The sequence below is a fragment of the Sulfitobacter donghicola DSW-25 = KCTC 12864 = JCM 14565 genome, from assembly GCF_000622405.1.
In the GTDB taxonomy this organism is placed as follows: domain Bacteria; phylum Pseudomonadota; class Alphaproteobacteria; order Rhodobacterales; family Rhodobacteraceae; genus Sulfitobacter; species Sulfitobacter donghicola.
Map to the genome: position 1 here is coordinate 3,021,999 of NZ_JASF01000005.1, position 25,905 is coordinate 3,047,903.

At 53.9% G+C, this 25,905-nt stretch carries 31 protein-coding genes; 18 read left to right on the forward strand and 13 right to left on the reverse strand.

Annotation, left to right across the window (positions count from 1 at the left end):
• Positions 1–200 precede the first annotated feature (200 nt).
• From Z948_RS0116050 to Z948_RS0116080, 7 genes are all read left to right on the forward strand, one after another.
• Positions 201–926 (forward strand): 50S ribosomal protein L21, encoded by a 726-nt coding sequence (locus Z948_RS0116050; protein WP_025060566.1) that lies wholly within the window; start codon positions 201–203, stop codon positions 924–926.
• A gap of 11 nt (positions 927–937) precedes the next feature.
• Entirely contained in the window at positions 938–1,207 is a 270-nt protein-coding gene (rpmA, locus tag Z948_RS0116055) for a 50S ribosomal protein L27 (RefSeq protein WP_025060567.1), read from the forward strand.
• Positions 1,208–1,350: 143 nt separating this feature from the next.
• The gene (locus tag Z948_RS0116060; protein WP_025060568.1) at positions 1,351–1,953 is read left to right on the forward strand and encodes a LysE family translocator; all 603 of its coding nucleotides are present in this window, start codon (positions 1,351–1,353) and stop codon (positions 1,951–1,953) included.
• 3 nt (positions 1,954–1,956) lie between these two features.
• On the forward strand, positions 1,957–2,490 hold the full coding sequence (locus Z948_RS0116065; RefSeq protein WP_025060569.1) for a GNAT family N-acetyltransferase: 534 nt from the start codon (positions 1,957–1,959) through the stop codon (positions 2,488–2,490).
• 16 nt (positions 2,491–2,506) lie between these two features.
• On the forward strand, positions 2,507–3,544 hold the full coding sequence (gene obgE / locus Z948_RS0116070; protein ID WP_025060570.1) for a GTPase ObgE: 1,038 nt from the start codon (positions 2,507–2,509) through the stop codon (positions 3,542–3,544).
• Positions 3,532–4,638 (forward strand): glutamate 5-kinase, encoded by a 1,107-nt coding sequence (gene proB, locus Z948_RS0116075; protein ID WP_025060571.1) that lies wholly within the window; start codon positions 3,532–3,534, stop codon positions 4,636–4,638. Before obgE ends, proB begins: the two co-directional genes overlap by 13 nt.
• A gap of 9 nt (positions 4,639–4,647) precedes the next feature.
• Complete coding sequence (locus tag Z948_RS0116080; RefSeq protein ID WP_025060572.1) at positions 4,648–5,913, forward strand: glutamate-5-semialdehyde dehydrogenase; 1,266 nt, start codon at positions 4,648–4,650, stop codon at positions 5,911–5,913.
• Here Z948_RS0116080 and Z948_RS0116085 read toward each other — a convergent pair.
• Positions 5,910–6,503, reverse strand: coding sequence for a histidine phosphotransferase family protein (locus tag Z948_RS0116085; protein WP_025060573.1), 594 nt, complete (start codon positions 6,501–6,503; stop codon positions 5,910–5,912). The two genes, Z948_RS0116080 and Z948_RS0116085, sit on opposite strands and share 4 nt — an antisense overlap.
• Before the next feature lie 33 nt (positions 6,504–6,536).
• Between Z948_RS0116085 and Z948_RS0116090 the strand changes: the two genes are divergently transcribed.
• The 5 genes from Z948_RS0116090 (at position 6,537) to tsf (ending at position 10,425) form a co-directional block, all read left to right on the forward strand.
• Complete coding sequence (locus tag Z948_RS0116090; protein WP_025060574.1) at positions 6,537–6,719, forward strand: DUF3553 domain-containing protein; 183 nt, start codon at positions 6,537–6,539, stop codon at positions 6,717–6,719.
• A 146-nt stretch (positions 6,720–6,865) separates the two neighbouring features.
• Entirely contained in the window at positions 6,866–7,630 is a 765-nt protein-coding gene (gene olsB / locus Z948_RS0116095) for an L-ornithine N(alpha)-acyltransferase (protein WP_025060575.1), read from the forward strand.
• The gene (olsA, locus tag Z948_RS0116100; protein ID WP_025060576.1) at positions 7,627–8,460 is read left to right on the forward strand and encodes a lyso-ornithine lipid O-acyltransferase; all 834 of its coding nucleotides are present in this window, start codon (positions 7,627–7,629) and stop codon (positions 8,458–8,460) included. Before olsB ends, olsA begins: the two co-directional genes overlap by 4 nt.
• A gap of 225 nt (positions 8,461–8,685) precedes the next feature.
• Positions 8,686–9,471 (forward strand): 30S ribosomal protein S2, encoded by a 786-nt coding sequence (gene rpsB, locus Z948_RS0116105; RefSeq protein ID WP_025060577.1) that lies wholly within the window; start codon positions 8,686–8,688, stop codon positions 9,469–9,471.
• 78 nt (positions 9,472–9,549) lie between these two features.
• The gene (gene tsf / locus Z948_RS0116110) at positions 9,550–10,425 is read left to right on the forward strand and encodes a translation elongation factor Ts (protein ID WP_025060578.1); all 876 of its coding nucleotides are present in this window, start codon (positions 9,550–9,552) and stop codon (positions 10,423–10,425) included.
• A gap of 32 nt (positions 10,426–10,457) precedes the next feature.
• Here tsf and Z948_RS0116115 read toward each other — a convergent pair whose 3' ends face one another.
• The 5 genes from Z948_RS0116115 to Z948_RS0116135 form a co-directional block, all read right to left on the reverse strand.
• Positions 10,458–10,757 carry a hypothetical protein gene (locus tag Z948_RS0116115; protein ID WP_156023529.1) on the reverse strand — a complete coding sequence of 100 codons (300 nt, stop codon included), beginning with the start codon at positions 10,755–10,757 and terminating at the stop codon, positions 10,458–10,460.
• A 98-nt stretch (positions 10,758–10,855) separates the two neighbouring features.
• Positions 10,856–11,611: a helix-turn-helix transcriptional regulator gene (locus Z948_RS0116120; protein WP_025060580.1), complete on the reverse strand. Its 756-nt coding sequence runs from the start codon at positions 11,609–11,611 to the stop codon at positions 10,856–10,858.
• Complete coding sequence (aroQ, locus tag Z948_RS0116125) at positions 11,608–12,048, reverse strand: type II 3-dehydroquinate dehydratase (RefSeq protein WP_025060581.1); 441 nt, start codon at positions 12,046–12,048, stop codon at positions 11,608–11,610. The genes Z948_RS0116120 and aroQ overlap by 4 nt, the downstream gene beginning before the upstream one ends.
• A 213-nt stretch (positions 12,049–12,261) precedes the next feature.
• Positions 12,262–13,107: a universal stress protein gene (locus tag Z948_RS0116130; RefSeq protein WP_025060582.1), complete on the reverse strand. Its 846-nt coding sequence runs from the start codon at positions 13,105–13,107 to the stop codon at positions 12,262–12,264.
• 131 nt (positions 13,108–13,238) lie between these two features.
• Positions 13,239–13,892, reverse strand: a complete 654-nt coding sequence (locus Z948_RS0116135; RefSeq protein WP_025060583.1) for a DUF2238 domain-containing protein — start codon at positions 13,890–13,892, stop codon at positions 13,239–13,241.
• Between the two features lie 55 nt (positions 13,893–13,947).
• Between Z948_RS0116135 and Z948_RS0116140 the strand changes: the two genes are divergently transcribed.
• On the forward strand, positions 13,948–14,652 hold the full coding sequence (locus Z948_RS0116140; protein ID WP_037952387.1) for an endonuclease/exonuclease/phosphatase family protein: 705 nt from the start codon (positions 13,948–13,950) through the stop codon (positions 14,650–14,652).
• On the opposite strand, the gene Z948_RS0116145 is transcribed toward Z948_RS0116140, so the two are convergent.
• Both Z948_RS0116145 and Z948_RS0116150 read right to left on the reverse strand, forming a co-directional pair.
• Positions 14,642–15,481 carry a universal stress protein gene (locus Z948_RS0116145; protein WP_025060585.1) on the reverse strand — a complete coding sequence of 280 codons (840 nt, stop codon included), beginning with the start codon at positions 15,479–15,481 and terminating at the stop codon, positions 14,642–14,644. The two genes, Z948_RS0116140 and Z948_RS0116145, sit on opposite strands and share 11 nt — an antisense overlap.
• Positions 15,482–15,592: 111 nt before the next feature.
• Positions 15,593–16,261: a helix-turn-helix domain-containing protein gene (locus Z948_RS0116150; protein WP_025060586.1), complete on the reverse strand. Its 669-nt coding sequence runs from the start codon at positions 16,259–16,261 to the stop codon at positions 15,593–15,595.
• Between the two features lie 158 nt (positions 16,262–16,419).
• Here Z948_RS0116150 and Z948_RS0116155 point away from each other — a divergent pair, with 158 nt between their 5' ends.
• Positions 16,420–17,172, forward strand: coding sequence for a response regulator (locus Z948_RS0116155; RefSeq protein WP_025060587.1), 753 nt, complete (start codon positions 16,420–16,422; stop codon positions 17,170–17,172).
• A gap of 8 nt (positions 17,173–17,180) precedes the next feature.
• Here the strand turns inward: Z948_RS0116155 and Z948_RS0116160 are convergent, their stop codons facing one another.
• Positions 17,181–18,725, reverse strand: coding sequence for a PAS domain S-box protein (locus tag Z948_RS0116160; RefSeq protein ID WP_025060588.1), 1,545 nt, complete (start codon positions 18,723–18,725; stop codon positions 17,181–17,183).
• A gap of 274 nt (positions 18,726–18,999) precedes the next feature.
• On the opposite strand from Z948_RS0116160, the gene Z948_RS0116165 reads away from it, so the two are divergent.
• The gene (locus Z948_RS0116165) at positions 19,000–19,218 is read left to right on the forward strand and encodes a YgaP family membrane protein (RefSeq protein ID WP_025060589.1); all 219 of its coding nucleotides are present in this window, start codon (positions 19,000–19,002) and stop codon (positions 19,216–19,218) included.
• A gap of 86 nt (positions 19,219–19,304) precedes the next feature.
• Entirely contained in the window at positions 19,305–19,730 is a 426-nt protein-coding gene (locus tag Z948_RS18270; RefSeq protein ID WP_037952349.1) for an ion channel, read from the forward strand.
• Between the two features lie 52 nt (positions 19,731–19,782).
• Here Z948_RS18270 and Z948_RS18570 read toward each other — a convergent pair whose 3' ends face one another.
• On the reverse strand, positions 19,783–20,196 hold the full coding sequence (locus tag Z948_RS18570) for a c-type cytochrome (protein ID WP_025060590.1): 414 nt from the start codon (positions 20,194–20,196) through the stop codon (positions 19,783–19,785).
• Between the two features lie 280 nt (positions 20,197–20,476).
• Between Z948_RS18570 and Z948_RS0116180 the strand changes: the two genes are divergently transcribed.
• Both Z948_RS0116180 and Z948_RS0116185 read left to right on the forward strand, forming a co-directional pair.
• Complete coding sequence (locus tag Z948_RS0116180; RefSeq protein WP_025060591.1) at positions 20,477–22,660, forward strand: dehydrogenase E1 component subunit alpha/beta; 2,184 nt, start codon at positions 20,477–20,479, stop codon at positions 22,658–22,660.
• Entirely contained in the window at positions 22,657–23,691 is a 1,035-nt protein-coding gene (locus tag Z948_RS0116185) for an ACP S-malonyltransferase (RefSeq protein ID WP_025060592.1), read from the forward strand. The genes Z948_RS0116180 and Z948_RS0116185 overlap by 4 nt, the downstream gene beginning before the upstream one ends.
• Here the strand turns inward: Z948_RS0116185 and phoB are convergent.
• From phoB to pstB, 3 genes are read right to left on the reverse strand one after another with little or no spacing between them, the layout of a single operon-like run.
• Positions 23,688–24,377: a phosphate regulon transcriptional regulator PhoB gene (gene phoB / locus Z948_RS0116190; protein ID WP_025060593.1), complete on the reverse strand. Its 690-nt coding sequence runs from the start codon at positions 24,375–24,377 to the stop codon at positions 23,688–23,690. The two genes, Z948_RS0116185 and phoB, sit on opposite strands and share 4 nt — an antisense overlap.
• 11 nt (positions 24,378–24,388) lie before the next feature.
• Positions 24,389–25,093, reverse strand: a complete 705-nt coding sequence (gene phoU, locus Z948_RS0116195; protein ID WP_025060594.1) for a phosphate signaling complex protein PhoU — start codon at positions 25,091–25,093, stop codon at positions 24,389–24,391.
• Positions 25,094–25,097: 4 nt separating this feature from the next.
• Entirely contained in the window at positions 25,098–25,895 is a 798-nt protein-coding gene (gene pstB / locus Z948_RS0116200; protein WP_025060595.1) for a phosphate ABC transporter ATP-binding protein PstB, read from the reverse strand.
• Positions 25,896–25,905 lie beyond the last annotated feature (10 nt).

The following is a 25,905-nucleotide window of genomic DNA, read 5'->3' on the forward strand; positions in this document are numbered from 1 at the left end:
AAGGGGAAAGCGCGGTAATCACGCTTGACTTATTTCTATAATCGCCCGATAAGCCGCCATCCCGACAGACCATTCTGTTTTCGGGACTATTTTTAATGACGCCCCAAGGGCGCGCTGTTCCAGGTGGATCAAGGCGAAAACCTGATCCGAAACACCCAATACGGGGGGCCAAAGAACGCGGCAAAAGTGAAGGAAGACCTATGTTTGCGGTCCTGAAGACAGGCGGTAAGCAATATAAAGTTCAAGCGGGCGATATGCTGCGCGTAGAACGTATTGCGGCATCTGCCGGTGAGACAGTTCAATTCAACGAAGTACTGATGCTGGGCGGTGACAACCCTCAGGTTGGTTCCCCAATGATCGAAGACGCCGGCGTTCAAGCCGAAGTTGTTGACCAGATCAAAGGCGAAAAAGTAATCCACTTCGTAAAACGCCGTCGTAAGCACTCCTCCAAGCGCACAAAGGGTCACCGTCAAAAACTGACCTTGGTCAAGATCACAGACATCTTGGCATCCGGCGCTGGTAAATCCGGTGTTGCAGCCGCCGTTGGTACGGGTTCCGTATCTGCAGCAGCCGTTGCAGCGATCACAGGCGCATCTGCGGATGCAGCTCCTGCGAAGAAAGCAAAAGCAGCCAAGCCAGCGAAAGCGGCAAAGCCTGCTAAAGAAGCAAAAGCTGACGCGCCAAAAGCTGAAAAGCCAGCTAAGGCGAAGAAAGCAGCCAAGTCCGACGGCGACGATCTGTCCAAGATCTCTGGTGTTGGTCCGGTTATCGTAGGCAAGCTGCACGCTGAAGGCATAACAACATTCGCACAGATTGCGGCATGGACAGATGCAGACGTGGAAGCTATTGAAGAGAAACTGTCGTTCAAAGGTCGTGTGGGTCGTGAAGACTGGATCGCACAGGCTAAAGAGCTGGCAAAAGGTTAAGGAGAGACCTAATGGCACATAAAAAAGCAGGCGGCTCGTCCCGTAACGGCCGCGACTCAGCTGGTCGTCGTCTTGGCGTAAAGAAATATGGCGGCGAAGCCGTGATCCCTGGCAACATTGTCGTGCGTCAGCGCGGCACAAAGTTCTGGCCTGGTGAAAACGTTGGCATGGGCAAAGACCACACAATCTTTGCAACTGTTGAAGGCAATGTTCAGTTCCACAAGGGCCTGAAAAACCGCACGTTCATCTCCATCGTTCCGGTGGCGGAAGCTGCTGAATAAGCCGTATCCGTAAGATGTGACAAAATCAGGGATCGGCGGAAACGCCGGTCCCTTTTTTATTTTTGCTCTAGCCCAGAAAGGAGTGAGCGTATGAGACAGTTTCAGAACGATCATTCCTTTGTTGCTAAGCGAGGAGGCCATTGATGAGCATTTCAATCCTTCCCTTGGCGATCTTTGCCTTGTCCCAAGTCGGCACACCGGGCCCTGCGAATATGGCTTTGCTTGCGACGGGCGCGCGTTTTGGTTTTCGGGCTGCATTGCCGTTTGTTGCGGGCGTTGCTTTGGGCAAACAGCTCATCATTTGGCCCATCGGCTTTGGCTTGATGGAGCTGGCGGCCTCGGCGCCGCTGCTGTTTGCCGCGCTTAAATATGTTTCTGCGGCCTATATCATTTGGCTGGCGTGGAAGGTTGCGAACCTGCGTTTGGGTCAGCGCGAGACTGGTGCGCGCGCCCCTGGTTTTGCGGCTGGATTGATCGTGCATCCGCTGAACCCCAAAGCATGGGCCATGATCGTCGGTAGTTTCACCGCCTTTGTCGGGCCCGACATCGCGCCATTTACCGCAACTGCTACGGTGGCGGCGGTGTTGTTGGCCTGCCAGCTGGTGATGCACCCGCTTTGGACATTGGGGGGCGACGCGATTGCCCGCACTGTTGCAGGCACCCGAGCCGAACCTTACCTGATGTGGACGCTTGCGGCGCTCACCGTTGCTTCGGTTTTGTTTGTTCTATTTGCTGGAGGATCCTGAATTATGGCCACCTTAACGCAACAAGAAACTTTAAATACGTCCCGCTTTGCCCTGCGTCCTGTGCGCATGTCTGATCTGACGCGGATCGAACATTACGCCAGTGATCTTCGCCTCGCTAGCAGCACGCCGCGCATTCCACACCCGCTGCCACCAGGTGTGATTGAGGGCTATATCGAACGCGCCATGCAGCCCGAGCGTGAAGAAGACGTGTGGGTCATTGATAGTGGCGACCACGACGGCGGCGAAGTCATGGGCGTCATCAGCCTGATGCGTCTGGATCGCAACCAATCAGAGGTTTCCTATTGGGTTGCGCCGCCTTTCTGGAACACAGGTGTGGCCTCAAAGGCGGTGCAGGCACTGGTCAAAGAGAACCCGCTGGGCAATGACGCATTGTTTGCTTCGGTCTTTCACGATAACCCTGCCTCAGCCAAAGTACTCATCAACGCGGGGTTCGCCTATCTAGGTGACGCCGAAACATTCTGCCTTGCGCGCGGTGCGACCGTGCCAACATGGACCTACAGCATCAAGCTGCGGTAACCCTTTAGGATATAACATGAAGTTCCTCGATCTTGCCAAAGTTTACATTCGCTCCGGTGCTGGTGGCGGCGGCTGTGTTTCGTTTCGCCGCGAAAAATACATCGAATACGGTGGCCCTGATGGCGGTGATGGCGGCGGCGGCGGTACGGTCTGGGCCGAGGCCGTGGATGGGCTGAACACCCTCATTGATTTCCGCTATCAGCAGCACTTTTTCGCCAAAAACGGCCAGCCGGGCATGGGAAAACAGCGGACTGGTAAAGACGGGGACGATATTGTCCTGCGTGTTCCTGTGGGGACTGAAATTCTGGACGAAGATCAGGAAACCGTCATCGCGGATATGACCGAACTGGGCCAGCGTGTTCAGCTGGCGCGCGGCGGTAACGGGGGCTGGGGCAACCTGCACTTTAAATCCGCGACCAATCAGGCACCGCGTCGTTCTAACCCTGGGCAAGACGGGGTAGAGCGGACGCTTTGGCTGCGCCTGAAACTGATTGCGGATGTTGGTCTATTGGGCCTGCCAAACGCGGGGAAGTCGACCTTCCTTGCGGCGACGTCGAATGCGCGTCCAAAGATTGCGGATTATCCGTTTACAACGCTGCACCCGAACCTTGGGGTTGTTGGGGTTGATAACACTGAATTTGTTGTCGCGGATATTCCGGGTCTGATTGAGGGCGCACATGACGGGCGCGGCTTGGGGCATCGCTTTTTGGGCCATGTCGAACGCTGTGCTGTGCTGTTGCACTTGATCGACGGCACTTCCGAGACGATCACCGAAGATTACCAAACCATCATCGGAGAGCTCGAAGCCTATGGCGGTGAATTGGCCGACCGCCCGCGGATTACTGTCCTGAACAAAGTCGATGCTTTGGATGAGGAAGAGCTTGCAAGTGCATTGAAAGAGTTAACAAAAGCTTGCGGCGGCAATGTGGTAATGCCGATGTCGGGCGTGGCCCAAACCAATACAGTGGAGGTCCTGCGTGCCCTGCGCGCAGAGATTGACGATGACCGTGTCCGTCAAAAGCCAGCCGAGGAGCAAGCGCCTTGGCAACCCTAACTGACGCCAAACGTATTGTTATAAAAATCGGCTCGGCGCTATTGGTTGACCGTGAAACGGGCGATCTGCGGGCGGATTGGCTTGCCTCGCTGGCGCAAGACGTTGCCATGCTAAAGCAGGGCGGAACCGATGTGGTTCTGGTGTCTTCGGGCTCGATTGCGCTGGGGCGTGGGGTTTTGGGCTTAGGCCTTGGCGCGCTGGCGCTTGAGCAGTCTCAGGCGGCGGCGGCAGTTGGCCAGATCCGTTTGGCCCGCGCCTACGAGGAAGTTTTGGCCCCGCATGGTATCAAGACCGCTCAGGTTCTTGTGACGCTTGAGGATAGTTCGGATCGGCGCAGATACCTCAATAGCCGCGCAACGCTGAGCAGTTTGCTGGGCTATGGGGCGGTGCCGATTGTGAATGAGAATGACACCATCGCGACGGATGAAATCAGATTTGGCGACAATGATCGTTTGGCGGCGCAAATCGCTGTGACAGTCGGCGCGGATCAATTGATCCTGCTGTCCGATGTAGACGGGTTTTATTCGGCAAACCCATCCACCGACAGCACCGCCACCCGCTATGACGTGATCGAACGGATCACACCCGAGATCGAAGCAATGGCAGGTGATGCGGGCTCAGGCCTGAGCAAAGGCGGGATGAAGACCAAGGTAATGGCGGCCAAGACGGCCGTTTCAGCCGGTTGTGCGATGGCGATCACCGAAGGGTCGGTCATGCGGCCGCTTTCTGCGTTGATGAACGGGGCAAATGCCACGTGGTTTACGGCGCAAACCGATCCCCAAGCGGCACGCAAAAGCTGGATTGCTGCGTTAAAGCCGATGGGAGAGTTGACCCTTGATGCGGGTGCGGTCAACGCTTTGCAACGCGGCAATAGCCTGCTGCCCGCGGGTGTAACCGCCGTTTCTGGCCAGTTTGAGCGCGGAGATTCCGTGGCTTTGGTCGGACCGGATGGGGCAGGGGTTGGCTTTGGCCTATCTCGTTATACGGCAGGTGAGGCGAAACAGATTAAAGGGCACCAAAGCGCAGAGATCGAAGCGCTATTGGGCTACCCTGGGCGTGCGGCATTGATCCACCGCGATGATATGGCTTTGTGAGGACATAAGATGACACAGACTTCTGACATTTCCACCTTGATGGCTGATATCGGCGCACGCGCAAAAGCGGCGGCCGCTGAATTGGCAACAGCCACAGCCGAGCGCAAACATGCTGCCTTGATTTCAGCCGCAGAAGCCGTTTGGAAAAACCGCGAAGCCATTTTTGCCGCTAATGCTGAAGATATGGTGTTTGGTACCGAAAAGGGCCTCAGCCCCGCGATGTTAGACCGCTTGAAGCTGGACGAAGAACGCTTGCAGGGGATTATCGACGGTTTGCGTGCCATTGCCGAACAGGCTGATCCCGTGGGCGAGGTGATCTCGGAATGGGAGCAGCCGAATGGTTTGAATATCCGCCGTGTGCGGACGCCTTTGGGGGTGATCGGGGTCATCTATGAATCGCGCCCGAATGTGACAGCCGATGCGGGTGCGCTTTGCCTCAAGGCAGGGAATGCGGTGATTTTGCGCGGCGGTTCCGAGAGTTTTCACAGCAGCCGCGCCTTGCATGCCTGCCTTCAGGAAGGGCTACGCGATGCGAACCTCCCCGAAGACGCGATCCTGCTGGTGCCCACCCGTGATCGCGCAGCGGTGCAGGAAATGCTGACGATGACAGATACAATTGATGTGATTGTGCCACGTGGCGGCAAGGGTCTGGTTGGTTTGGTCCAGCGGGAAGCTCGCGTGCCCGTGTTTGCGCACCTTGAGGGGATTGTTCACATCTATATCGACAAAGAGGCCGATGCAGAAAAGGCTTTGAAGGTCGTGTTGAACGCCAAAACCCGCCGCACAGGGATCTGTGGCGCGGCGGAATGTTTACTGATCCACAAAGACGTCGCTCAGACGATAGGCATGGGGGTGATCCGTGCGCTGGTTGATGCGGGCGTCGAAGTGCGTGGAGACGCTGAATTGCAGCAAATCCAAGGCGTTATCGCTGCCGCAGACGATGATTGGGGGCGCGAGTTTTTGGATATGATCGTTGCGGCCCGTCAAGTGGACGGGATCGACCAAGCGATTGATCACATCCGTCAATACGGCTCAAACCACACAGATTGCATCATCACCGAAGATGCGGATGCTGCGGTGAAATTTATGAATACGCTGGATAGTGCGATCATCATGCACAATGCCTCGACCCAGTTTGCGGATGGCGGAGAGTTTGGCATGGGGGCCGAGATCGGCATCGCCACGGGCAAGATGCATGCACGCGGCCCTGTCGGGGCGACCCAGCTCACCAGCTTTAAGTATCTGGTGACTGGAGATGGCGCGATCCGCAGTTAAATCGTCATTGTGATGAGGTTTTCATCTTTGACGATCGACAACTTCCGATCTGATTTTTGGGAAAGATGTGGCAAAAGGCCAAACTGCAACTGGGCTGGCAGCAGTTTTTCCTCATAAATAGCCCCTTCGAGCAAGCCCCAGAGCGCGGGATCAATTGTGAACTTGTCGGCATGGCCTTTCATGACCAGTTGACCCTCCGCGAAGGAGACTTCGATTCTGCCGCCGAATGGCATGCCGGTTTCAAGGCATAGCAGCGCCAGAAACGCCAAGCGCACAGTATCGCGCGGCAGCCCGTCCTGTGGGCCCCAAACAACCGATACCCGCGTCCCCGCATACATATCGTCCAGCACCGAGATGACCTCTTGGGGGCCAACCTGTTGGTTGCTGGCAGCGCCGAATGCGATGCGGAAAAAACGAATGCGGGCGCTTGCATTCTTCACGCTATCCGCGATGAGTTCCATTTCCATACTGCCGTCAGGGCAGGTTAGCTGTAACAGCTCCAAACCATTGTTGATGGCGCCAATTGGCGATATTAGGTCGTGACAAATCCGGCTGCCGATAAGTGCAGAAAAGTCGAATTCTTGGCCCATAACGGTGGCCTCCAATGGGTTAAGGAAACTAGGATGGATGATTTCAATGCAATATTGACGCCGGGAATGTTGGTAAAACATCCCCAAATGCCAGATTGGGGCGTTGGACAAGTGCAAAGCAATATCGGTGGAAAGGTCACCGTCAACTTTAGGGAAACGGGTAAAGTTGTGATCGATAGCGCTCGGATAGCTTTGCTCCCTGTGTTTGAAACGTGATGTCCATTTTTTCATCACCAGTTTGGTGATCTCCTAGCTAAACTTGAACATGAACAACCCTAGATTGCAACCATTAGCTGGGTCTTTGTGTTGTATAGTCGCAGCTGGCGGCTTATCTGGGGCGCGAATAGAAAATGAGGATCGTCATGACCCGTCAGGGCCGGACAGAGTTTACAGTGAAACTGGCAACATCCAATGCTGAGCTGCGCGCAGCGCAACGGCTTCGCTATGATGTGTTTATCGAAGAGCTGGGCGGCAGCGGAGAGCTGGTGGACCATGAAAACCGATTGGAACGCGATCGCTTTGATCCCTTTTTCGACCACATGATCCTGACCCCTAAAGATAGTGATGAGGTGATCGGCGTTTACCGTTTGTTACGCGGCGCCAAAGCCGAACAGGCGGGCGGCTTTTATTCCGAGGGTGAATATGACCTTACGGTTTTGAAAAACTCGGGCCGGCGGTTGCTGGAACTGGGGCGGTCCTGTTTGCATCCGGATTACCGCGGGGGCAGTGCGATGCATTGCCTTTGGGGGGGGGTGGCCGAATATGTTGCCCAGCACAGGATAGAAGTCCTTTTTGGCGTTGCCAGCTTTCATGGAACAGATATTGAAAAGCTTGCTGCGCCGTTGTCGTTACTGCATGAGCGCCATTTGGCGCCACCAGAATTACGTGTACGGGCACAAGACAGCGCGTTCCAGCGCATGGATCTGGTGGATGTGGACAAATGCGATCGCGCTGCCGCCATGGTACAGGTGCCCAGCCTGATCAAGGCGTATTTGCGGCTAGGGGGCACTGTGGGTGAGGGGGCGTTTGTGGATCGTGATTTTAACACAACGGATGTGTGTTTGATTTTGGATACGGCGCAGATGAACGCGCGGCAGGCCCGCATATACGGGGGTAGCCGCGGATGAGCCCGACATGGGATAAGGGAAGCCACCCTGACATGCCCCATATACGGGGGCTTGGCTGGTTGCGGGTTTTCTTGCGGGGGTTTGCCCTGTTTATCTTGGTGTTCGGCGGATTGCTCCTGCTGCTTTTGGCGCGCCTGATCGAGCGGCCCTTTTACGGGCTTCACCGTCCGTTCACACCTTATATTACCCAATTTGTTTGCCGGAACGGTTTTCGGATTTTGGGGATGGGGTTTTCGGTCACAGGCCAGCCCATGCTGGGGCGCGGTGCGGTTGTGGCCAATCATAGCAGTTGGTTAGACATCTTTTCCCTCAACGCGGCCAAACGCATCTATTTTGTCTCCAAATCCGAGGTCGCATCATGGCCCGGTATCGGCTGGCTGGCACGGGCGACGGGCACTGTGTTTATCGAACGCAACCCTGCGCGTGCGCGCGCGCAGACCGAACTGTTTCAAGAAAGGTTGTTAGCTGGCCACAAGCTGCTGTTTTTCCCCGAAGGGACCAGTACGGATGGCCTTCAGGTGCTGCCCTTTAAAACAACATTGTTCCAGTCGTTCTTCGCGGATGAGCTGCGCGACGAAATCGAAATCCAACCTGTCACGGTGATGTATCACGCGCCAGCGGGGATGGACCGCCGTTTCTATGGCTGGTGGGGCAGCATGGAATTTGGCACCCATCTGCTGGCAACCCTTGCGCCTGCGCGATCAGGATCGGTTGAAGTGATTTACGGGACCCCTTTGAAAGTTGCCGATTTTGCAAATCGCAAAGAACTGGCAGCCGCTTGTGAGGCAGCAGTACGTGCAGCCCATTCCGCCGCTTTGACGGCTGATTGAGCGCCCCTGCGGCCGATTTTCACCGCATAGAAGCGAGAGACTGTTCTATCTCAGCGAAAACGCCCTTTTGCCCTTGCGCAAAAGGGAAACCTGGGGTAATCGCGCCCTACTTAATCCCGCAGTCGGGGATGGGACCAATGGGGAGAAATCCCAAAGGTTCCGCCGGTTGGTGCGCATTCCGCGTGTCATACCCCCGATGAGGCTAAACCGGAAAGGTATAACGACATGGCTCTTCCTGAGTTCTCCATGCGTCAGCTGCTAGAAGCAGGCGTACACTTTGGTCACCAGACACAGCGCTGGAACCCACGTATGGGTCCGTACATCTACGGCTCACGTAACGGCATTCACATCATGGATCTGACACAGACCGTTCCAATGTTGGACGAAGCGCTGAAAGTTATCCGTGACACAGTCGCCAAAGGCGGCAGCATTCTTTTCGTTGGTACCAAGCGTCAGGCAGCACAGCCTATCGCAGATGCCGCAGAGAAATGCGCACAGTACTACATGAACCACCGCTGGCTCGGCGGCACGCTGACCAACTGGCAGACGGTTTCCAAATCCATCCAGCGCCTCAAGCACATCGACGAACAATCCGAGCTGGGCTTTAGCGGCCTGACAAAGAAAGAGCGTCTGGGCATGGAACGTGACCAAGGCAAGCTTCAGGCTTCTCTTGGTGGTATCCGCGAAATGGGCGGCCGTCCTGACCTGATCTTTGTGATCGACGTGCGCAAAGAGCAGCTGGCAATCGCAGAAGCGAACAAGCTGGGTATTCCAGTTGTTGCTGTTGTTGACACGAACTGCTCACCAGATGGCATCGATTATATCATTCCAGGTAACGACGACGCGGCACGCGCGATCGCTCTTTACACCGATCTGGCGGCACGTGCTGCTCTTGACGGTATGTCCGCACAGCTGGGCGCCGCTGGCGTTGATCTGGGCGCGATGGAAGAAGCACCTGTTGAAGAAGCTGTTGCAGAAGAAGCAGCAGCCGAGGCACCTGCAGAAAGCTAATCGCTTTGTTGCACTGTTGATACATGGGGCGGGTATAGCCGCCCCATACTTTTACACTTTCATAGGGGAACCAGAGCGATGGCAATTACAGCATCCATGGTCAAAGAACTCCGCGACGCGACCGGCGCGGGCATGATGGACGCCAAGAAGGCGTTGACAGAAACAGCAGGCGATATGGAAGCAGCAGTTGACTGGCTGCGCACCAAAGGCTTGGCTAAAGCTGCGAAGAAATCCGGCCGTACAGCGGCAGAGGGTCTTGTAGCTGTTAAAGTTGAAGGCGGTCGCGGTGTTGCGGTTGAAGTTAACTCTGAAACAGATTTCGTAGGAAAAAACGCTGACTTCCAGAAAATGGTTGCAGGTATTGCTGATGTTGCGGTTTCCGCAGCAGACGTTGACGCGCTGAAAGCGGCTGACATGGGTGGCAAATCCGTTGAGCAGACTGTGACAGACGCTGTTGCCGTTATCGGTGAAAACATGTCCGTGCGCCGTATGTCTTCCATCGAAGGTGACGTTGTTGTGTCTTATGTTCACAACGCAGCAGCACCAGGCATGGGTAAAATCGGCGTATTGGTTGCCATGTCCGGTGGCGATGACGCGTTTGGCAAACAGGTTGCGATGCACATCGCAGCTGTAAACCCAGCGTCCTTGTCCGAAGCTGATCTTGACGCATCTGTTGTTGAGAAAGAAAAGCAGGTTCAGATCGACATCGCACGTGAATCTGGCAAGCCAGAAGCCGTGATCGAAAAGATGATCGTTGGCCGTATGAAGAAATACATGTCCGAAGTCACATTGCTGAACCAACAGTTCGTTGTGAACCCTGACCTGACCGTTGCTGACGCAGCAAAAGAAGCAGGCGCAACCATCACAGGTTTCGTGCGTTTGGAAGTTGGCGAAGGCATCGAAGTTGTAAAAGAAGATTTTGCAGCTGAAGTTGCAAAAGCTGCTCAGGGCTAATTCAGCCCAACATTAGGGTACGAAAGGCGGGGTTATGCCCCGCCTTTTTTCGTTTGGTGTTTGAATTTTGCTTTAGAACCGGCTGTTGGAACAGTTGCTTTGGAAAACCGAACGATGGGATCACACAGGGCTGATTTTCTATAAGCAAAAGGGCGATGGTGCAGCCCCTCTGGGACGATAAGCTGCACCAAACTGTTGTCCCTGAATACTGAAGGCTCTGGGGAGAGCAGGGGCATCAGTTGCTCCGGCCAGCGGGATCGAATATTGATCCCGCTGGTACCGGCGGCTTGATAGAGCATTGTAATTCCAAAGGTATCTAAGCCGTCTGCCAAACCAGCTAAGCCTTATGATCTGACAAGGTGAATGTGCCTCTTTTTTTCCCCTTGGAAAAGTAAGGTATACCCTACCCAGATTTAGTGAATTATTAAGCTTAGACGTCGATGATGAACATTTGGTTTGTAAACGCCGCTTTCATCACAGCATGTGCCGTCGTTTCAACCGATAGGGTCTCGCGCGCGAGGCGCAGGTGCTTTTCAACCGTGGCGGGGGTTAACCCCATAAGCAAAGCAATATCTTGGGTCGTTTTCCCATCGCCAACCCATTCTAGTGCTTCGCGCTGGCGCGCGGTGAGAGAGCGATTAGGCGCCGAGTAGGGCAGCGTGAGAATCTTTAGGTGAACGATATTGTTCATCAGGGTAATATCGGCACCATGTTCTGCCCAGACGGCATCAATTGCCTGCTGATCTATCCCCTTTTGGGCGGTAAGTGCGATTGCACCTTTGGAGCGTGCAGAGATCGATTTAAAGCTGATCGAATAGCCCGCTGTGACGCCCATGTCGCGGTTAAATTCCAGAACACGGCGTTCAGGCGCGCTTAGGGTTTTTGTCCGCTCCATTTCGGAAAGGAGTTTCCAGCTTTTTGCGCCTTCGTTTTCCAATGCCCAATGCACCATCGGCGCATGGAAATAATGCCCCTCATCGAGGAACACATCGGTATAGGAGCGGTCATGGTTGGTTAACAGAATAAAATCACTGGGATCCCCCAAAGAGGTAGAGGTGCGATAGCGGGTAAACCCGTATAACAGTCGGTCAAAACCGTATTCGGCCATTTTGGAAGTATGGGCTTCCCATAGTTCTTCCATACTTTGGCTATTTGCAACACTTAAGAGATAATCACGTAAACTCATGATGTTACCAGTCTTTCCTTAAGCGCATCGAGCGCCATTAGATAGCCCTGCGCGCCAAAGCCGCAAATCTGGCCGACTGCCACTTTTGACAGGTATGAAACGTGACGAAAAGGTTCACGGGCGTGGATATTGCTGAGGTGGACCTCGACCATAGGAATTTCAACCGAGGCAACAGCATCCATCAAAGCGATAGAGGTATGCGTATAGGCGCCTGCATTGATGATCAGCCCTTGGTATGTGCCTTTTGCCTCATGCACGGCGTCAATCAGCACGCCTTCGTGGTTGGATTGCAAAAAGCTGACACCCAGCCCAAGCGTATCCGCATGGGTGGTGCAGGCGGTCTCAATATCGTCAAGGGTCGTCGAGCCGTAGACTTCTGGCTGGCGTTGACCCAATAAATTGAGATTGGGACCGTTAAGGATGAGGACCGAGGGCATGTTTAGTTCCTATTTAGAATAGAAAAAACTTTGCCAGCCTTGTTCGCTGCTGTCTAGCCTATGGAACGGTCACTTTTTCTTTTATAGGTAAATTTTTCTCGCAAGAGTTGAGGGGATACAACTCATTTTAACCCGAACTGGCCCTGACAGGAAATGCAACGCATTAAGATGGTGCTAATCCGCGGTTTAATCAGCGCAATTTGGGCCCTAGAATTAATGCGCTAACAGGACTGGCAATTTGGTCTGTTCCATCATGCTGCGGGTGGTGCCACCCAAAACGGTTTGGATCATTCTTGCATGCCCATAAGCGCCCATGACGACCAGATCGGCGCCAAACTCCAATGCGCGATCTTGCAGGCATTCGCCGATCTCCAATCCGCCGCTTGGATATTGTGAGATGGTGACAGTGCAGCCGTGATGACAGAGCCAAGCGGCAACATCATAGCCGGGGTTTTCGCCGTCACCGTCTTCGCTCATGTCTGGATCAATGCAAACGATCGCAACCTCAGAGGATGCTTTTAGGTAAGGAAGGGCCGCATGAACGGCGCTGGACGCGGCTTCGCTGCTGTCCCATGCAACAAGGATACGGTTGCCTGCTTGGGGTAAACATCCGTTCATGCGCAAACCGATGGGGGAGTGGAACAAAATTCCCGAGGCGACCTCGCGCAGGACATCAGGGGTATCGCGTAGGTTGCTGGCCAAAAAGGCGACGTCGCTCACACGGGCTGCGCGGGCAATTGCATGTTTGATGTCCACTGTTGCGCACATAACTGTTTGCACATCGCCGGATGTATTGCTTTTGGCGATCAGCGCCTCAACCTGATTGGCTCTCGCCTCTTGTTTGCTACGGGCCTCCTGCACCAAGGACCCCCAGTTGTCAGGAATATTCATCCCGCCATAGGGGAGAACGCCATATGCATAAACAGGCAGGGCCGGCGCCGGGTCAGCCAGAAGGCAGAGCAGGTGGTCATCATCGCGCGCAGCGCTTTCTGCTGCAGCGCTGATTTGATCGTCTGGTGTGTCTGCATTCATAACAAAAAGAATGGTTTGACGGTTCATGATGCTCTCCGATCTGAAACTTTGGCCAAATTAATCTGGATGACCTAAGGGACAATCGCATGGAGCGGGATGTTTGAACTGATGCAGATCAAAGCAGGGATAAAAATTGGTTTTTGGCTAATACAAGGGGGTTATTTTTTCAGGCCCCGTTTGTATTTGTGATAAAGCCTTTGGTTTACGCTGATGAATTGGCCGATGGCTTTGCCTAAGAAACCCGCCGCGTTTTGGCGCAGATAAAGATAGCCTGTCACGCTGGCAACCAACGCCCCGATCGCGTTCACAATCAGATCGCCCATCGTATCGGGAAGGCCGGATTTTTGCATGTTCAGGCCAAAATTCTGGTCCATCGCATATTCGAAAACCTCCCAGACCGCGCCCATGGTCATGGCGACACAAAAGGTGATGAACGCCACCCCAGACGGGGGGGCGGCAAACCGGTCGCCCTCAAACAACATAAACATAAAGAGGAAACCAATCAGCCCAAACCCCAAAGCCGAAGAGCCATGAAGTGCCAGATCCCACCACCAAAGCCGTTCATAGAAATCAAACGCTTCGCCAAGGAAAATCGACGCGATGAAGAACAATGTGGTGAAGATCAAAAAGGGGAGGGGAAGCGTGAGGTTCCAGCGCGCCGCAAGCAAAGGCGGCACAAGCGACAACGCCAACGTCGCAAAGCTGACAAAGGCAAGAGACCAGCGCCCCAGCCCCAATGCAACAAAGGCAGTTAGGCCAAGAAGGGCCCAGATCAAGGTGACCAACCTCGTGCTGTTTGATAGTATTCGCATATGTTTTTCTACTTTTAGCAGTTAAAATTGCGCGTCTTGAACCTATATCATGGGGATGCAGGATAACAGAATACGGATCGCCAGTTACAACATCCGCAAAGCCCGTGGATTGGACCAGAAACGAAACCCCCATCGGATCCTTGAGGTTGTGAACGGGTTGGAGGCTGATGTTGTCGCCCTGCAAGAGGCGGACAAACGGCTTGGGGTCAGGGCCCCTGCGGTTTCGCCTGAATTGATTGAGGGTGAGACGGATTTTCGCGTTATTGAAACCTCTACCAATGGGATCAGTCTGGGCTGGCACGGGAACGCTGTGTTGGTGCGAAAAGGGATCATTACTTCTGCCGTTACGAGGTTAACCTTACCGGGGTTAGAGCCGCGCGGAGCGGTGCGTTTGACGTTAGATGTCTTTGGCGGAATAGATGTTGTTGCGGCGCATCTGGGGCTGCGGCGGCGCGATAGACGGGCACAGTTGGCGCTGATTGAGGGCGCTTGCCAAAAAGATCGGCGTTCAGTCATAGCGGGTGATTTCAACGAATGGTCAGCGACGCGCGGTTTTGAAGCCCTAGAGGAGCGGTTTGATGTGATAAGCCCGGGGCGATCTTTTCATGCGCGCCGACCTATCGCGGGATTGGACAGGTTTGCCTTGTCAAAAGGCATTGCCATCTATGATGCCGGTGTTCAGCAAAACGCAGTGTCGCGGATTGCGTCTGACCATCTGCCGATCTGGGCAGATATCACCGAAATCCCGCTTACTTGCTAAACAGCACCGGAATCTCCTGTTCCTTTAGCAGGGCATAGGTGGTTGCGCCCAATACAAAATCATAGGCACGAGAATGTCCAAAAGCACCTGTAACGATCAGGTCGGCGCCTTTTTCAAAAGCGGTGCGATTTAGAACCTCAGCAACGCTAGCGCCTTTTGCCTCGCGGATTTCCAATGTTGGCTTTATCCCGTGGCGCGCCAACCCTTCGGTGATGTCGATTGCATCACTGTCTTTCAACGCATCTTTGGACCCTTTGCCAACCCGCAGAACGGTTACCTGAGCGCCCTCATCAGCGATCGCCAACATATCATGCGCCGCGCGGGCGGATTCTCTGGTGTCGCTCCAACCCAGCAGCAGGTTTGATCCAATTTCAGGGCCTTTATACCCCAAAGGTACCACGATTACAGGGCGCCCGCTTTCGCGGATGACTTGGGTCTGGGCATTGCGTTGATCAAAGCGGTCATTGTCTTTGTCTTCATGCGCCATAATCACCAGATCGGCGGCGCGGGCGGATTCGACCATCCTTTCATTCGCGCTAACGGCCTCTGCGTGGATGAGGCGGTATTCGCTGATGAAATCCTCAGCAGCTGTGTGTTTTTCAAAGACGCCTCTGATCTCTTGGGAGTCCTGTTTCTGGCTTGCGCTGAATTTTGCAAAGGCGGTTTCGGGGATGTGCATCGCTATGCCGGGGTAAACCAGCAAGGCTTCGATTGTATGAAGCCCGATCAAATGCGCGCCGTGTTTGCGGGCCAAAGGAACGGCCACTTTCATCAGCGTTTCCGCGTTTTCCGGTGTGGTAAGGCAGACAAGGATCGTTTTTAGGCCCATTGGATTGCTCCGTTGTAGCAGTGTTTAATTTCGCACCAGCCTAGCGGTTCCTTGCAGTGGTTGGATTGATCAGGGTCAATTGCGCGGACTGATCAATCCAAACATTTTGCCTTATTCGCCTTTGGATAGCCCCAGCAGGGCGGTTGGGCGTTGAATGATGATGGTGTGGATATTCTCGATTGCGATGATTTTGCTTTTGCGCAATTGGGTGAATGTCCGGCTAACGGTTTCGGTGGTGAGACCTAGGAAATCCGCGATGTCGGATCTGCTCATGGGCAGGGTTACACTGCGGGATGAACCTAAATCCTTGCCGACACGTTCCGCCAAGACACAAAGAAACGAGGCAAGCTTTTCATTCGCGGATTTGCGGCCAAGCATCATAAAGTGGTCCTGCATCGCGCTGATTTCGCGCAAGGCGGCCTGAAGAAGGTCGCGGTGCATTTTAGGATCGCCATCGCCTGTTTCCAGAATAGAGCGACGGAAGGGTTGCAGGCGGGTTTCGGTTAAGGCTTCACAATCGGTGTGATGCAACCCATCAGCAGGAAATCCAACGATATCACCAGGATAGCCAAAGGCGATCACCTGTCTGCGACCGTCAGACAAAAGGCGGGTCAGGCGCACAACGCCGCTTGTCACCTGATAAAGCCACTCAACCTCGTCGCCTTCATAAAATAGATATGCCCCTGGTTTCAGTTGGGTTTCAACAGAGTGGGGGCAGCTAATATGTAGCGGAGCAAAAGAAGCTTCGGCAGCGAATTCGGAGGGGTTCGTGACATACATTTGGCAGGCTCTCTAATAAGGTTGGCCTTACCTTGAATTGTAATTGTATTTGGGATTACTTTGAGTTTGCAGGTTTATGTATCATTTTGTAACGGTGTTCCTGTAAGGGCAGGGTTGTTGGAAACCCTGATGGCAAACTCACTAGGAGGAGGTGGTAAATGAGCGACCAAACTGTCCTAGTTGTGGATGACGATAAAAAGGTCAGGAACCTTTTGCGCAATGTTCTGGAAGGGGATGGTTTTAGCGTTCTCGAAGCAGAAACAGGTGCCCAATTGATGGAGCATGTCGCCTCCAGCGAGTTGAGCCTTATCACGCTTGATATTCATCTGGGGTCGGACAACGGGATCGAACTGGCCCGTGAAATCAGACATGTCTCACAGGTTCCGATTATCATGCTTACTGGAAAGGACGACGTGATCGATCGTGTTGTCGGTTTGGAAGTCGGTGCAGATGACTATATCACCAAACCCTTCCATGTGCGTGAGGTCATCGCCCGTATTCGCAGCGTTTTACGCCGATCCGAAGTGACAGAGCAGGCCCATAAGGAAGAAACCGCACCACAAAAGGACGCGCCAAAAAACGCCGAAAGCCAGCGCTATATCTTTGATGGTATGACCGCTATTCCTGACCAGCTTGAGCTGCTTGATCGTTCTGGTTTGTCCTGTGGTCTTACCAGCGGAGATTTCAAACTGCTCAGCGTTTTCCTCACGCGGCCCAAACGCGTTTTGTCACGGGATCAGTTGATGGACCTCACGGGCGGTACTGAATGGCACCCGTTGGATCGCGCCATCGACAACCAGATCGCCCGCCTACGCAAAAAGATCGAAAGGGACCCCTCAGTGCCCAAGCTGATCAAAACGGTCCGTGGGGTGGGCTATACTTTTGCTCAGGATGTTCAGGTCGTTACGTAAGTCCTTGTTCACGCTGAGAACATCTGTTTGAGGCGGCTCACCAATTCCGCTTGGCGGTAGGGTTTGTGCAGCAGCTCAAAGGGGTGGCTTTGGGGCAGGCGGCTAGAAATAACATCGCCCGCATAACCCGAGGTTAAAAGAACTTTCAGGTTTGGAAATTCCGCTTCGACTTTTGCTGCCAAGTCATAGCCGTTCAAGCTGCCTGGCATGACAAGATCCGAAAACACCAGATCAACCCGCGCACCGTTCAACAGCAATTGATAGGCCGCATCACCGCTATCGGCTTCTAAGGTTTCAAACCCAAGGCTTTGGATACGTTCAAGCGAGAGTTTGCGCACCTTTGCGTTATCTTCAACAACCAGAACCACCTTTCCCTCTGAGTAACTTTCAGGTTTGGGGTTAACCTGTAGGTCTGTGTCCGAGGCGGGCGTTTCTTTGGCATCATCGGTAAGGGTTGGGAAATAGAGGCCGAAACTCGTGCCCAAGCCCAGTTCGCTATAAAGGGTCACATGGCCGGCGGATTGGCGCATAAACCCGTGAACCATCGCAAGCCCAAGCCCCGTGCCACCTGTTTCCGTTTTTGTGGTGAAAAAGGGCTCAAAAGCGCGTTTTTGGGCTTCGGCACTCATCCCGTCGCCAGTGTCGCTGATGCTTAGCCGCACATAATGGCCCGGTTCGATATCGATTTCCTGTGCGATGTATCTGTCATCAATGGTCACATTAGAGGTCGAAATCAGCAGCTCGCCGCTATGTCCCATCGCATCACGCGCGTTAAAGGCGAGGTTCATCAGCGCAGATTTGAATTGGGTCGGGTCGATGAGGACACGGTCAAGGTTGGCCGCAAAATCGGTTCGGATTTGGTAATTCGCACCGAGCGACATTTTGATCATTTCCAACGTGTCGGTGCAAAGCTGCTGTAGGTCTGCCTCTTCGGGTTTGAGATTGCTACGCCCTGCAAACATCATCAACCGTGATGTCAGATCCGCGCCCATTTCTGCGGATTCTAATGCGTCTTTGATCAAAGGCAGCTGGCGCGCGCCCGCACCTTGCATTTCAAGCAATTCCAGATTGCCGATAATCACCGTCAGCAGGTTGTTGAAATCATGGGCAATGCCGCCCGTCATTTGCCCAATCGCGTCCAGACGTTGCGAACGGGCCAGAATTTCTTCGGTGGCTTTTTGTTCGGTCTGGTCATGCAGAATGCCGACAAACAAAGGCTGTCCTGCGATTTCACTGTTCCCGACCGATAGATGTAGCGGAAAGGTTGTGCCATCTTTGCGCTGCCCCTCAACATCGCGCCCGATGCCGATGATCCGCTTTTCGCCCGTTTTGATGTGGTGGGACATGAACCCGTCATGTTGCGCAGCCAAAGCAGCAGGCATGAGGATGTTCAGGCTTTTTCCGATCATCTCGGATGTTTCGTACTGAAACATCTTGGCGGCGGCTGCATTTGCGCGTTCGATGATCCCTTTATGGTCTGACACGATCATCGCATCGACTGCCGCATCCAAAATCGCATTCAAAACTGCGGAGTCTTCGGTTTCCTTTACCATGATCAGAGCCTTTTGTTGGGTGGCGATGTGGAAAGCCCTGCGGGCAGGTCTGCTTTGATATGGTTCAACAACAGCGCTGCGTGATGTGCAACGATTATCCGCGCGCTTTGCAAGGTCGAGAGCCCAGGTTTACGCCAGCCTGCCACAGCACGGGCTGATCCACCACCAAAGGATAGGACCGTTGAGCTAGATCAAATGCCAAGTTCGAAAACCTTATAACAACGAACAGGGTAGGGCGCATGCCCCCGAAACCCCAACCAATCGAGGATTGCAGATGTTAACAGCAAATTTGGGAAATATGGATCGGCTCATTCGTGCAGGTCTTGGTCTTGTGGCGTTTTTTGCGCCACTTCTAAACGTTCCGCCAATTTGGTCTTCTGGCTTTTTCGCCTATCTGAGCATGATTGTCGGTCTGGTTCTGATTGCGACCGCAACGATACGGTTTTGTCCGTTATATCGGATTATTGGCATATCAACTTGTTCTTTCAAATAAATTGATCACGTCAGTTTGCCTGTTCATCAACGATACCCTACAGATAGGGTTCGCGTTTAAACCGAGGCAAATAGAAGGACGTTAGAATGCTGTTTGCACTTCTTGTCGGATCCGCGATGATTGTCGCGTCATTGGCGATTTCGATCATTTTGTTTGACTTGGCGGGGCGGATGCTAAGATGGTTGAACGATACAAACATGTTTGGATACAATCGCTTACCGTTGATATTTGATCTAAATATCGCAGCGATTTGGATTTTGTTTGTACTAACCTGTTCTGTTTGGGGGTGGGCCGTTTTGTATATGACAATCGGCCTCTTTGACGCGTTGGAACCGGCGTTATATTTCTCGATCGTATCTTTTACGACGGTTGGATACGGTGACGTTGTTTTACCTGAAGAATGGCGTTTGCTGGCGGGTTTAACCGCAACTCACGGGTTATTGACGTTCGGATTGTTCACTGCGTTTTTGGTTGAAATCTTTAACTTCCCAACCCGTGCACGGCGGGTTTGATCACCATTCGAAACGCAGTGAATATTTGATTAACCTCGCATCTTAACCTGTTCTATTTCTGTATTTTTTCCAGATATTCCAAGAGGTCTGAAAAATCGGCTTCCAACACCTCACCATCAGCGCCGCCTTTGGGGTAAACGTGACGCAGCCCAACTGTTTTGAACTCTGGCATCGCGGCCTCTGGATCATCCTTTTCAACCAGACCCAGAACATATCTGCGCACGAATTCCCGTGGGAATTCGCCGTCATTTCCTGCACTTAGTAGCGTAAGGTCAGGCGGCGCAACACCAAGCCCCAAAGAGGCTTCTCCAGCACCTTGGCCTGTGGGTCCATGACATTGCGCACATTCTTTGGCGTAAATAACCTGTCCGTGTTTTATCGCTTGGCGTTGCTCAGCGGTGGGCAAGCTACATGCGCCGAGGAAAACAGCGCAAAGGCTGGTCAGCAGGATTGGATGAATGTTCATTGGTTATGGTTCTCCTGACCGTTACATCATAGCCTTGGGCGGTTTGCGTGTGGCGATGTAGGTTGTCCGAAAGGTATGCATTGGTGGTGTAGGATAGCCAATCAGCGCCATGGTTGATTGATCTACATCAATCTTTAATTAACATAATACTGATTATGCAATTTATATACGGAGCGTTTAAGCGCGCTGTACCCTACGGCAGATGTGGATGATTTGGGATTGACCTTGGCCAAGTGGCGGTGAAACCTGCGGGCAAGGATTTCTTTGATCGGAGCCGCTGATGGATCGCGCTGCTATTGTTCACGAAAACTTCTTACGCAGGTTGTCCTGTGGTGATCTTCCCGTTGGTGGTTTGCCCGACCCTGAAATTTCAAAGACCAAGCTGAACGAGATTTTTCGCAGTCAGGTTCTAAGCCGCCAGTTGGATCGGACCAGCCGCAAGATGCAAGCAAGCGGCAAAGGGTTTTACACCATCGGCTCTTCCGGACATGAAGGTATGGCCGCCGTAGCGGAAAGCCTTAGACCGACGGATATGGCGTTTTTGCATTATCGGGACGCGGCGTTTCAAATTCAGCGCGCAAATCAAGTGGCCGGTCAAACGCCTGTTTGGGATATGTTGTTAAGCTTTCGTGCCGCTGCGTCCGATCCTATTTCTGGTGGTCGGCATAAGGTGCTGGGTTCAAAAGCGCTGAACATTCCGCCGCAAACCTCGACAATCGCCAGCCATTTGCCAAAGGCTGTCGGGGCCGCCTACTCGCTTGGGCTTGCGCGGCGCAAAACGCCCGAGCACCAGTTGCTGCCCGAAGATAGTATTGTGATGTGCAGTTTTGGGGATGCCTCGTCCAATCATTCAACGGCTCAGGGTGCGATCAACACGGCCTGCTGGACCAGTTTTCAATCGGTGCCCTTGCCGCTCCTTTTTGTCTGCGAAGACAACGGGATCGGGATATCGGTGCCGACGCCACGGGGTTGGGTTGCTGCGAATTTCGCGAACAGACCGGGGTTAAAGTACTTTAGTTGCAATGGTTTGGATATGGCGCAAACCTTACAGGTGTCACAGGCCGCAGCAGATTATGTGCGCCGCACGCGCAAGCCCGCGTTCTTGCATATTACCACTGTTCGCCTGTACGGGCACGCGGGGTCGGATGTTGAGATGACATACCGTGACAAAGCCGCCATTGAAGCAGGCGAAGCAAATGATCCCCTGCTGCATTCGGCCCGAATTCTGCGCGATAGCGATGCCAGCACGTTGGTGCAATGCATTGATATATATAATGAAACAGAAGCTACCTGTAACAGAGTAGCTGAGGAAGTCATGGCGCAAGGCACATTGGTTACAGCCCAAGAGGTAATGGCCAGCATTGTTCCGCCTTTACGTGAGTGCACCCCTAGCAACGGCCCTGCCCCAGATGCGCGCATGGCGTTGTTTGGCAATGACATCAAACAGATGTCCGACCCTCAACCGATGAGCCGCCTTATCGGCTGGGCTTTGGCCGATCTGATGTTAGAGCATGAAGAGATCATCGTCGCAGGCGAAGACGTAGGCCGTAAAGGCGGCGTTTATGGCGTCACGCAAAAGCTGCAAAACCGATTTGGCCCTGACCGCGTGATTGATACGCTTTTAGATGAGCAGTCCATTCTGGGGCTCGCGATTGGGATGGGTCATAACGGGTTTGTGCCAATCCCCGAAATCCAGTTTTTGGCCTATCTGCATAACGCAGAGGACCAGCTGCGCGGCGAAGCCGCCACCTTGAGCTTTTTCTCAGACGGTCAATATACCAACCCGATGGTCCTTAGGATTGCTGGTTTGGGCTATCAAAAGGGCTTTGGCGGGCATTTTCACAACGACAACTCCCTCGCTGTTCTGCGCGATATTCCAGGCGTGATTATCGCCTGCCCTTCAAACGGGGCGGATGCTGCGATGATGCTGCGCGAAGCTGTGCGGCTGGCGCGGGAAGAGCAGCGCGTGGTGGTCTTTATCGAACCTATTGCGCTTTATCCCATGCGCGATCTTCATGATACTGGTGATGGGCAGTGGCTCACCTCCTACCCTGCGCCAGATCGGCGGATCGCGGTTGGTGAAATCGGCGTGGATGGGGAAGGACAGGATCTAGCGATCATCAGTTATGCAAACGGATACTACCTATCTACACAGGCCAAGGCGGCAATCGAGGAAAGCGGGATCAAAACGCGGGTGATCGACATGCGCTGGCTTGCGCCGCTGCCTGCTGAGGCTTTGATCGAGGCGACAAAAGGCTGTAAAAACATCCTGATCGTGGATGAATGCCGTCGCACCGGCAGCCAATCAGAGGGGTTGATGGCCCTGTTTATGGAGGCTGGCCACACCCGCGTTTCGCGTGTGACAGCTCAGGATAGCTTTATCCCGACAGGGCCAGCCTATGCCGCCACCCTACCCTCTACCGAGGAAATCATCGCTGCCGCAAAAACACTGGTGTCCTCATGAGCGTTAAACCAACTGCCGTTCTGATCTGCCCCGGTCGCGGGACATATAACAAAGGCGAACTCGGCACGCTGCACCAGACCCACGGCAACCACCCTTTGATCGCGCAATGGGATGCACTGCGGCGCGATCAGGGTCAGGCCAGCCTCAGCGATCTGGATGGAGCGGAGCGGTTTTCGGCTGCAAAACACACCACAGGCGATAACGCCTCGGCGTTGATTTACGCCTGTAGCTTTCTGGATGCCGAGGCCGCGCGGCAAAGCCATGATATACGCGCCGTCGCTGGCAATTCTCTTGGGTGGTACATCGCCTTGGCAGCGGGTGGGGGAACGACTGCGCTCAATGGATTGACCGTGGTGAATACCATGGGCACGTTGATGCACCATCACGGACAAGGTGGCCAAGTTTTATATCCCTTTGTTGATGGAAACTGGCAAGCAATTGAAGGCGAAGAAGACCGCCTGAACGCTCTTGTCCTTCAGATCAATGCTAAGGCCGATCACACGCTTGCCATTTCTATTCATCTGGGTGGCATGTTGGTTGTTGCTGGCAATGAAGCAGGGTTGGTCGCGTTTGAAAAAGCGGTCGCCACAGACCCCGATCGCAAAGCGTTACGCCTGCCAAACCATGCAGCGTTTCATACGTCTTTGATGGGTGATGTTGCGCAAATGGGCCGCAACGCGTTAAGCGATGATTTGTTCCAAGACCCCGAAATCCCGCTGATCGATGGCCGAGGCGCCATTTGGAATCCGCGATCATGTGATCTGACGGCGTTGCGCCGCTATACTTTGGGGCATCAGATTACAGAAAGCTACGATTTCACGGCTTCGGTCCAATCAGCAGCAAGAAACTTTGCGCCAGAACGGTTTGTTATCACGGGGCCCGGAACCACGTTGGGCGGTGCGGTTGCGCAGGCGTTGATCGCGATCAAATGGCAAGGCATCGACAGCAAAGAAGCGTTCATGGCGCGTCAGGCTACAAACCCGTTGATTGTCAGCATGGGGCGCGAAGACCAGCGCGCCTTGGTCGTTTAGCCCAAGGCGTATCCGGTTCCCCGAACCGTGCGGATCGGGTCGCTACCACCCTGCCCTGTCAGCGCCTTGCGAAGGCGCGCAACATGCACGTCCACCGTGCGCGTATCCACATAAATATCGCGCCCCCAGACCAGATCCAGCAGCTGATCACGGCTAAACACCCGTCCGGGTTTTTCCATCAATGTCACCAAAAGACGGTATTCTGTTGGCCCCAATTTCACATCCGCTTCGCCGCGCGAAACACGGTGCGTTTCCGAGTTGAGCAAGATGTCGTCAAATGTCAGCACCTCACCAGAAGAAGACGGCCGTGCGCGGCGCAGCTGGTTGCGCACCCGCGCCATCAGCTCGCGCAGGTTATAGGGTTTGACCACATAGTCGTCAGCGCCCGTATCCAACCCCCGAACCGAGTCCACCTCCTCAGATCGCGCGCTGAGCATGATCACAGGGATTTCACGTGTTTCGGGGCGGCTTTTGACGCGGCGGCAGACTTCGATGCCTGACAAAAGAGGCATCATCCAATCCAGAATGATAATGTCAGGCGCCGCCTCATCGATGAGCATCATCGCTTCTTCGCCGTTCTCTGCGCGCTGTACCGAATACCCTTCAGCTTCTAGGTTATATGCTAAAACTTCACGCTGCGCTGGTTCGTCTTCTACCAGCAACACCTGTAATTGGCCGACAGACATGATTTCAAATCCTATGAATTGATCGAGGTTTCATCCGCTTTAGTCCGCGCATCCTCTGGGTGTGAACCTGTCACCAGATAGGTCACCTGTTCGGCCATGGCGGTGCAATGGTCGCCCATACGCTCAACGTTTTTGGCGATGAAATGCAGGTGCATACAGGCGGTGATGTTGCGCGGGTCTTCCATCATGAAGGTCAGGAATTCACGGAACAAGGCGTTGTACATCTGGTCCAGATCTTCGTCGCGTGCGATCACATCCGCGGCCAGTTCAACATCACGACGGATATAGGCATCCAGCGCGTCTTCCAGCATTTCTTCGGCCAGACGGGCCATGCGGCGGATCGCCCCTGTGCTGTCGCTGACGGGCGGCATCTGGGATAGAACGCTGGTGCGTTTAGCCATGTTTTTGGCATAGTCACCAATGCGTTCCAGATTTGCGGAAATCTTGATGACGCTCAGGATCATGCGCAAATCAATTGCCGTTGGCGCACGCAGGGCGATCACACGGGCGGCCTGTTCGTTGATCTCGGCCTCTAGCACATCAATCGCTTTATCCGCTTTGCGTACCTTTTCGGCCAATGGCTCGTCGCGTGTTTCAAGGCTTTTGGCGGCTTGACGGATTTGATCTTCGACCAAGCCGCCCATTTTCATGATCTGGGCCTGAATGGTGCCAAGGTCGCGGTCAAAAGCCGATGCGATGTGGTTTGAATCTTCCATGATATTATCCGATCCTTCCGGTAATATAGCTCTCGGTGCGCGGGTCTTCGGGAGAGGTGAAAATCTTGTCGGTGTCGCCGAACTCGACAAGGTTGCCGAGGTGGAAAAACGCGGTGCGCTGGCTCACTCGGGCGGCCTGCTGCATCGAGTGGGTGACGATGACGACGGAAAAGTTCTGGCGCAGCTCGTCGATCAGCTCTTCAACTTGCGCTGTTGCAATCGGGTCCAGCGCCGAACAGGGTTCGTCCATCAGCAGGACTTCGGGTTCGGTGGCTACGGCGCGGGCAATACACAGGCGCTGCTGCTGCCCCCCAGACAGGCCAGTGCCCGGCGCATGAAGGCGGTCCTTGACCTCATCCCAGATCGCACCACGGCGCAAGGCGCGTTCCACGATATCGTCCAGCTCACCCTTGTTGCGGGAAAGCCCGTGAATGCGCGGACCGTAGGCCACGTTGTCATAAATGGATTTCGGGAAAGGGTTCGGTTTTTGGAACACCATGCCCACCTTTGCGCGCAACTGAACCGGATCGACCTTTGGATCATAGATATCTTCGTTGTCGATCAGGATGTCCCCTTCGACGCGGCAGATGTCGATCGTGTCGTTCATCCGGTTGATGCAGCGCAGGAAGGTGGATTTGCCACAGCCTGAAGGGCCGATAAAGGCCGTTACCGTCTTATCCTCGATCTCGACGTTGACGTCTTTGATCGCGTGGTTTTCACCGTAGTAGACCTGTACATTACGGGCCGAGATTTTGGACTTGTTCACCACGTGTGACTCCAGGTTTTGTGAAATATCTAGCATGTTATACCTC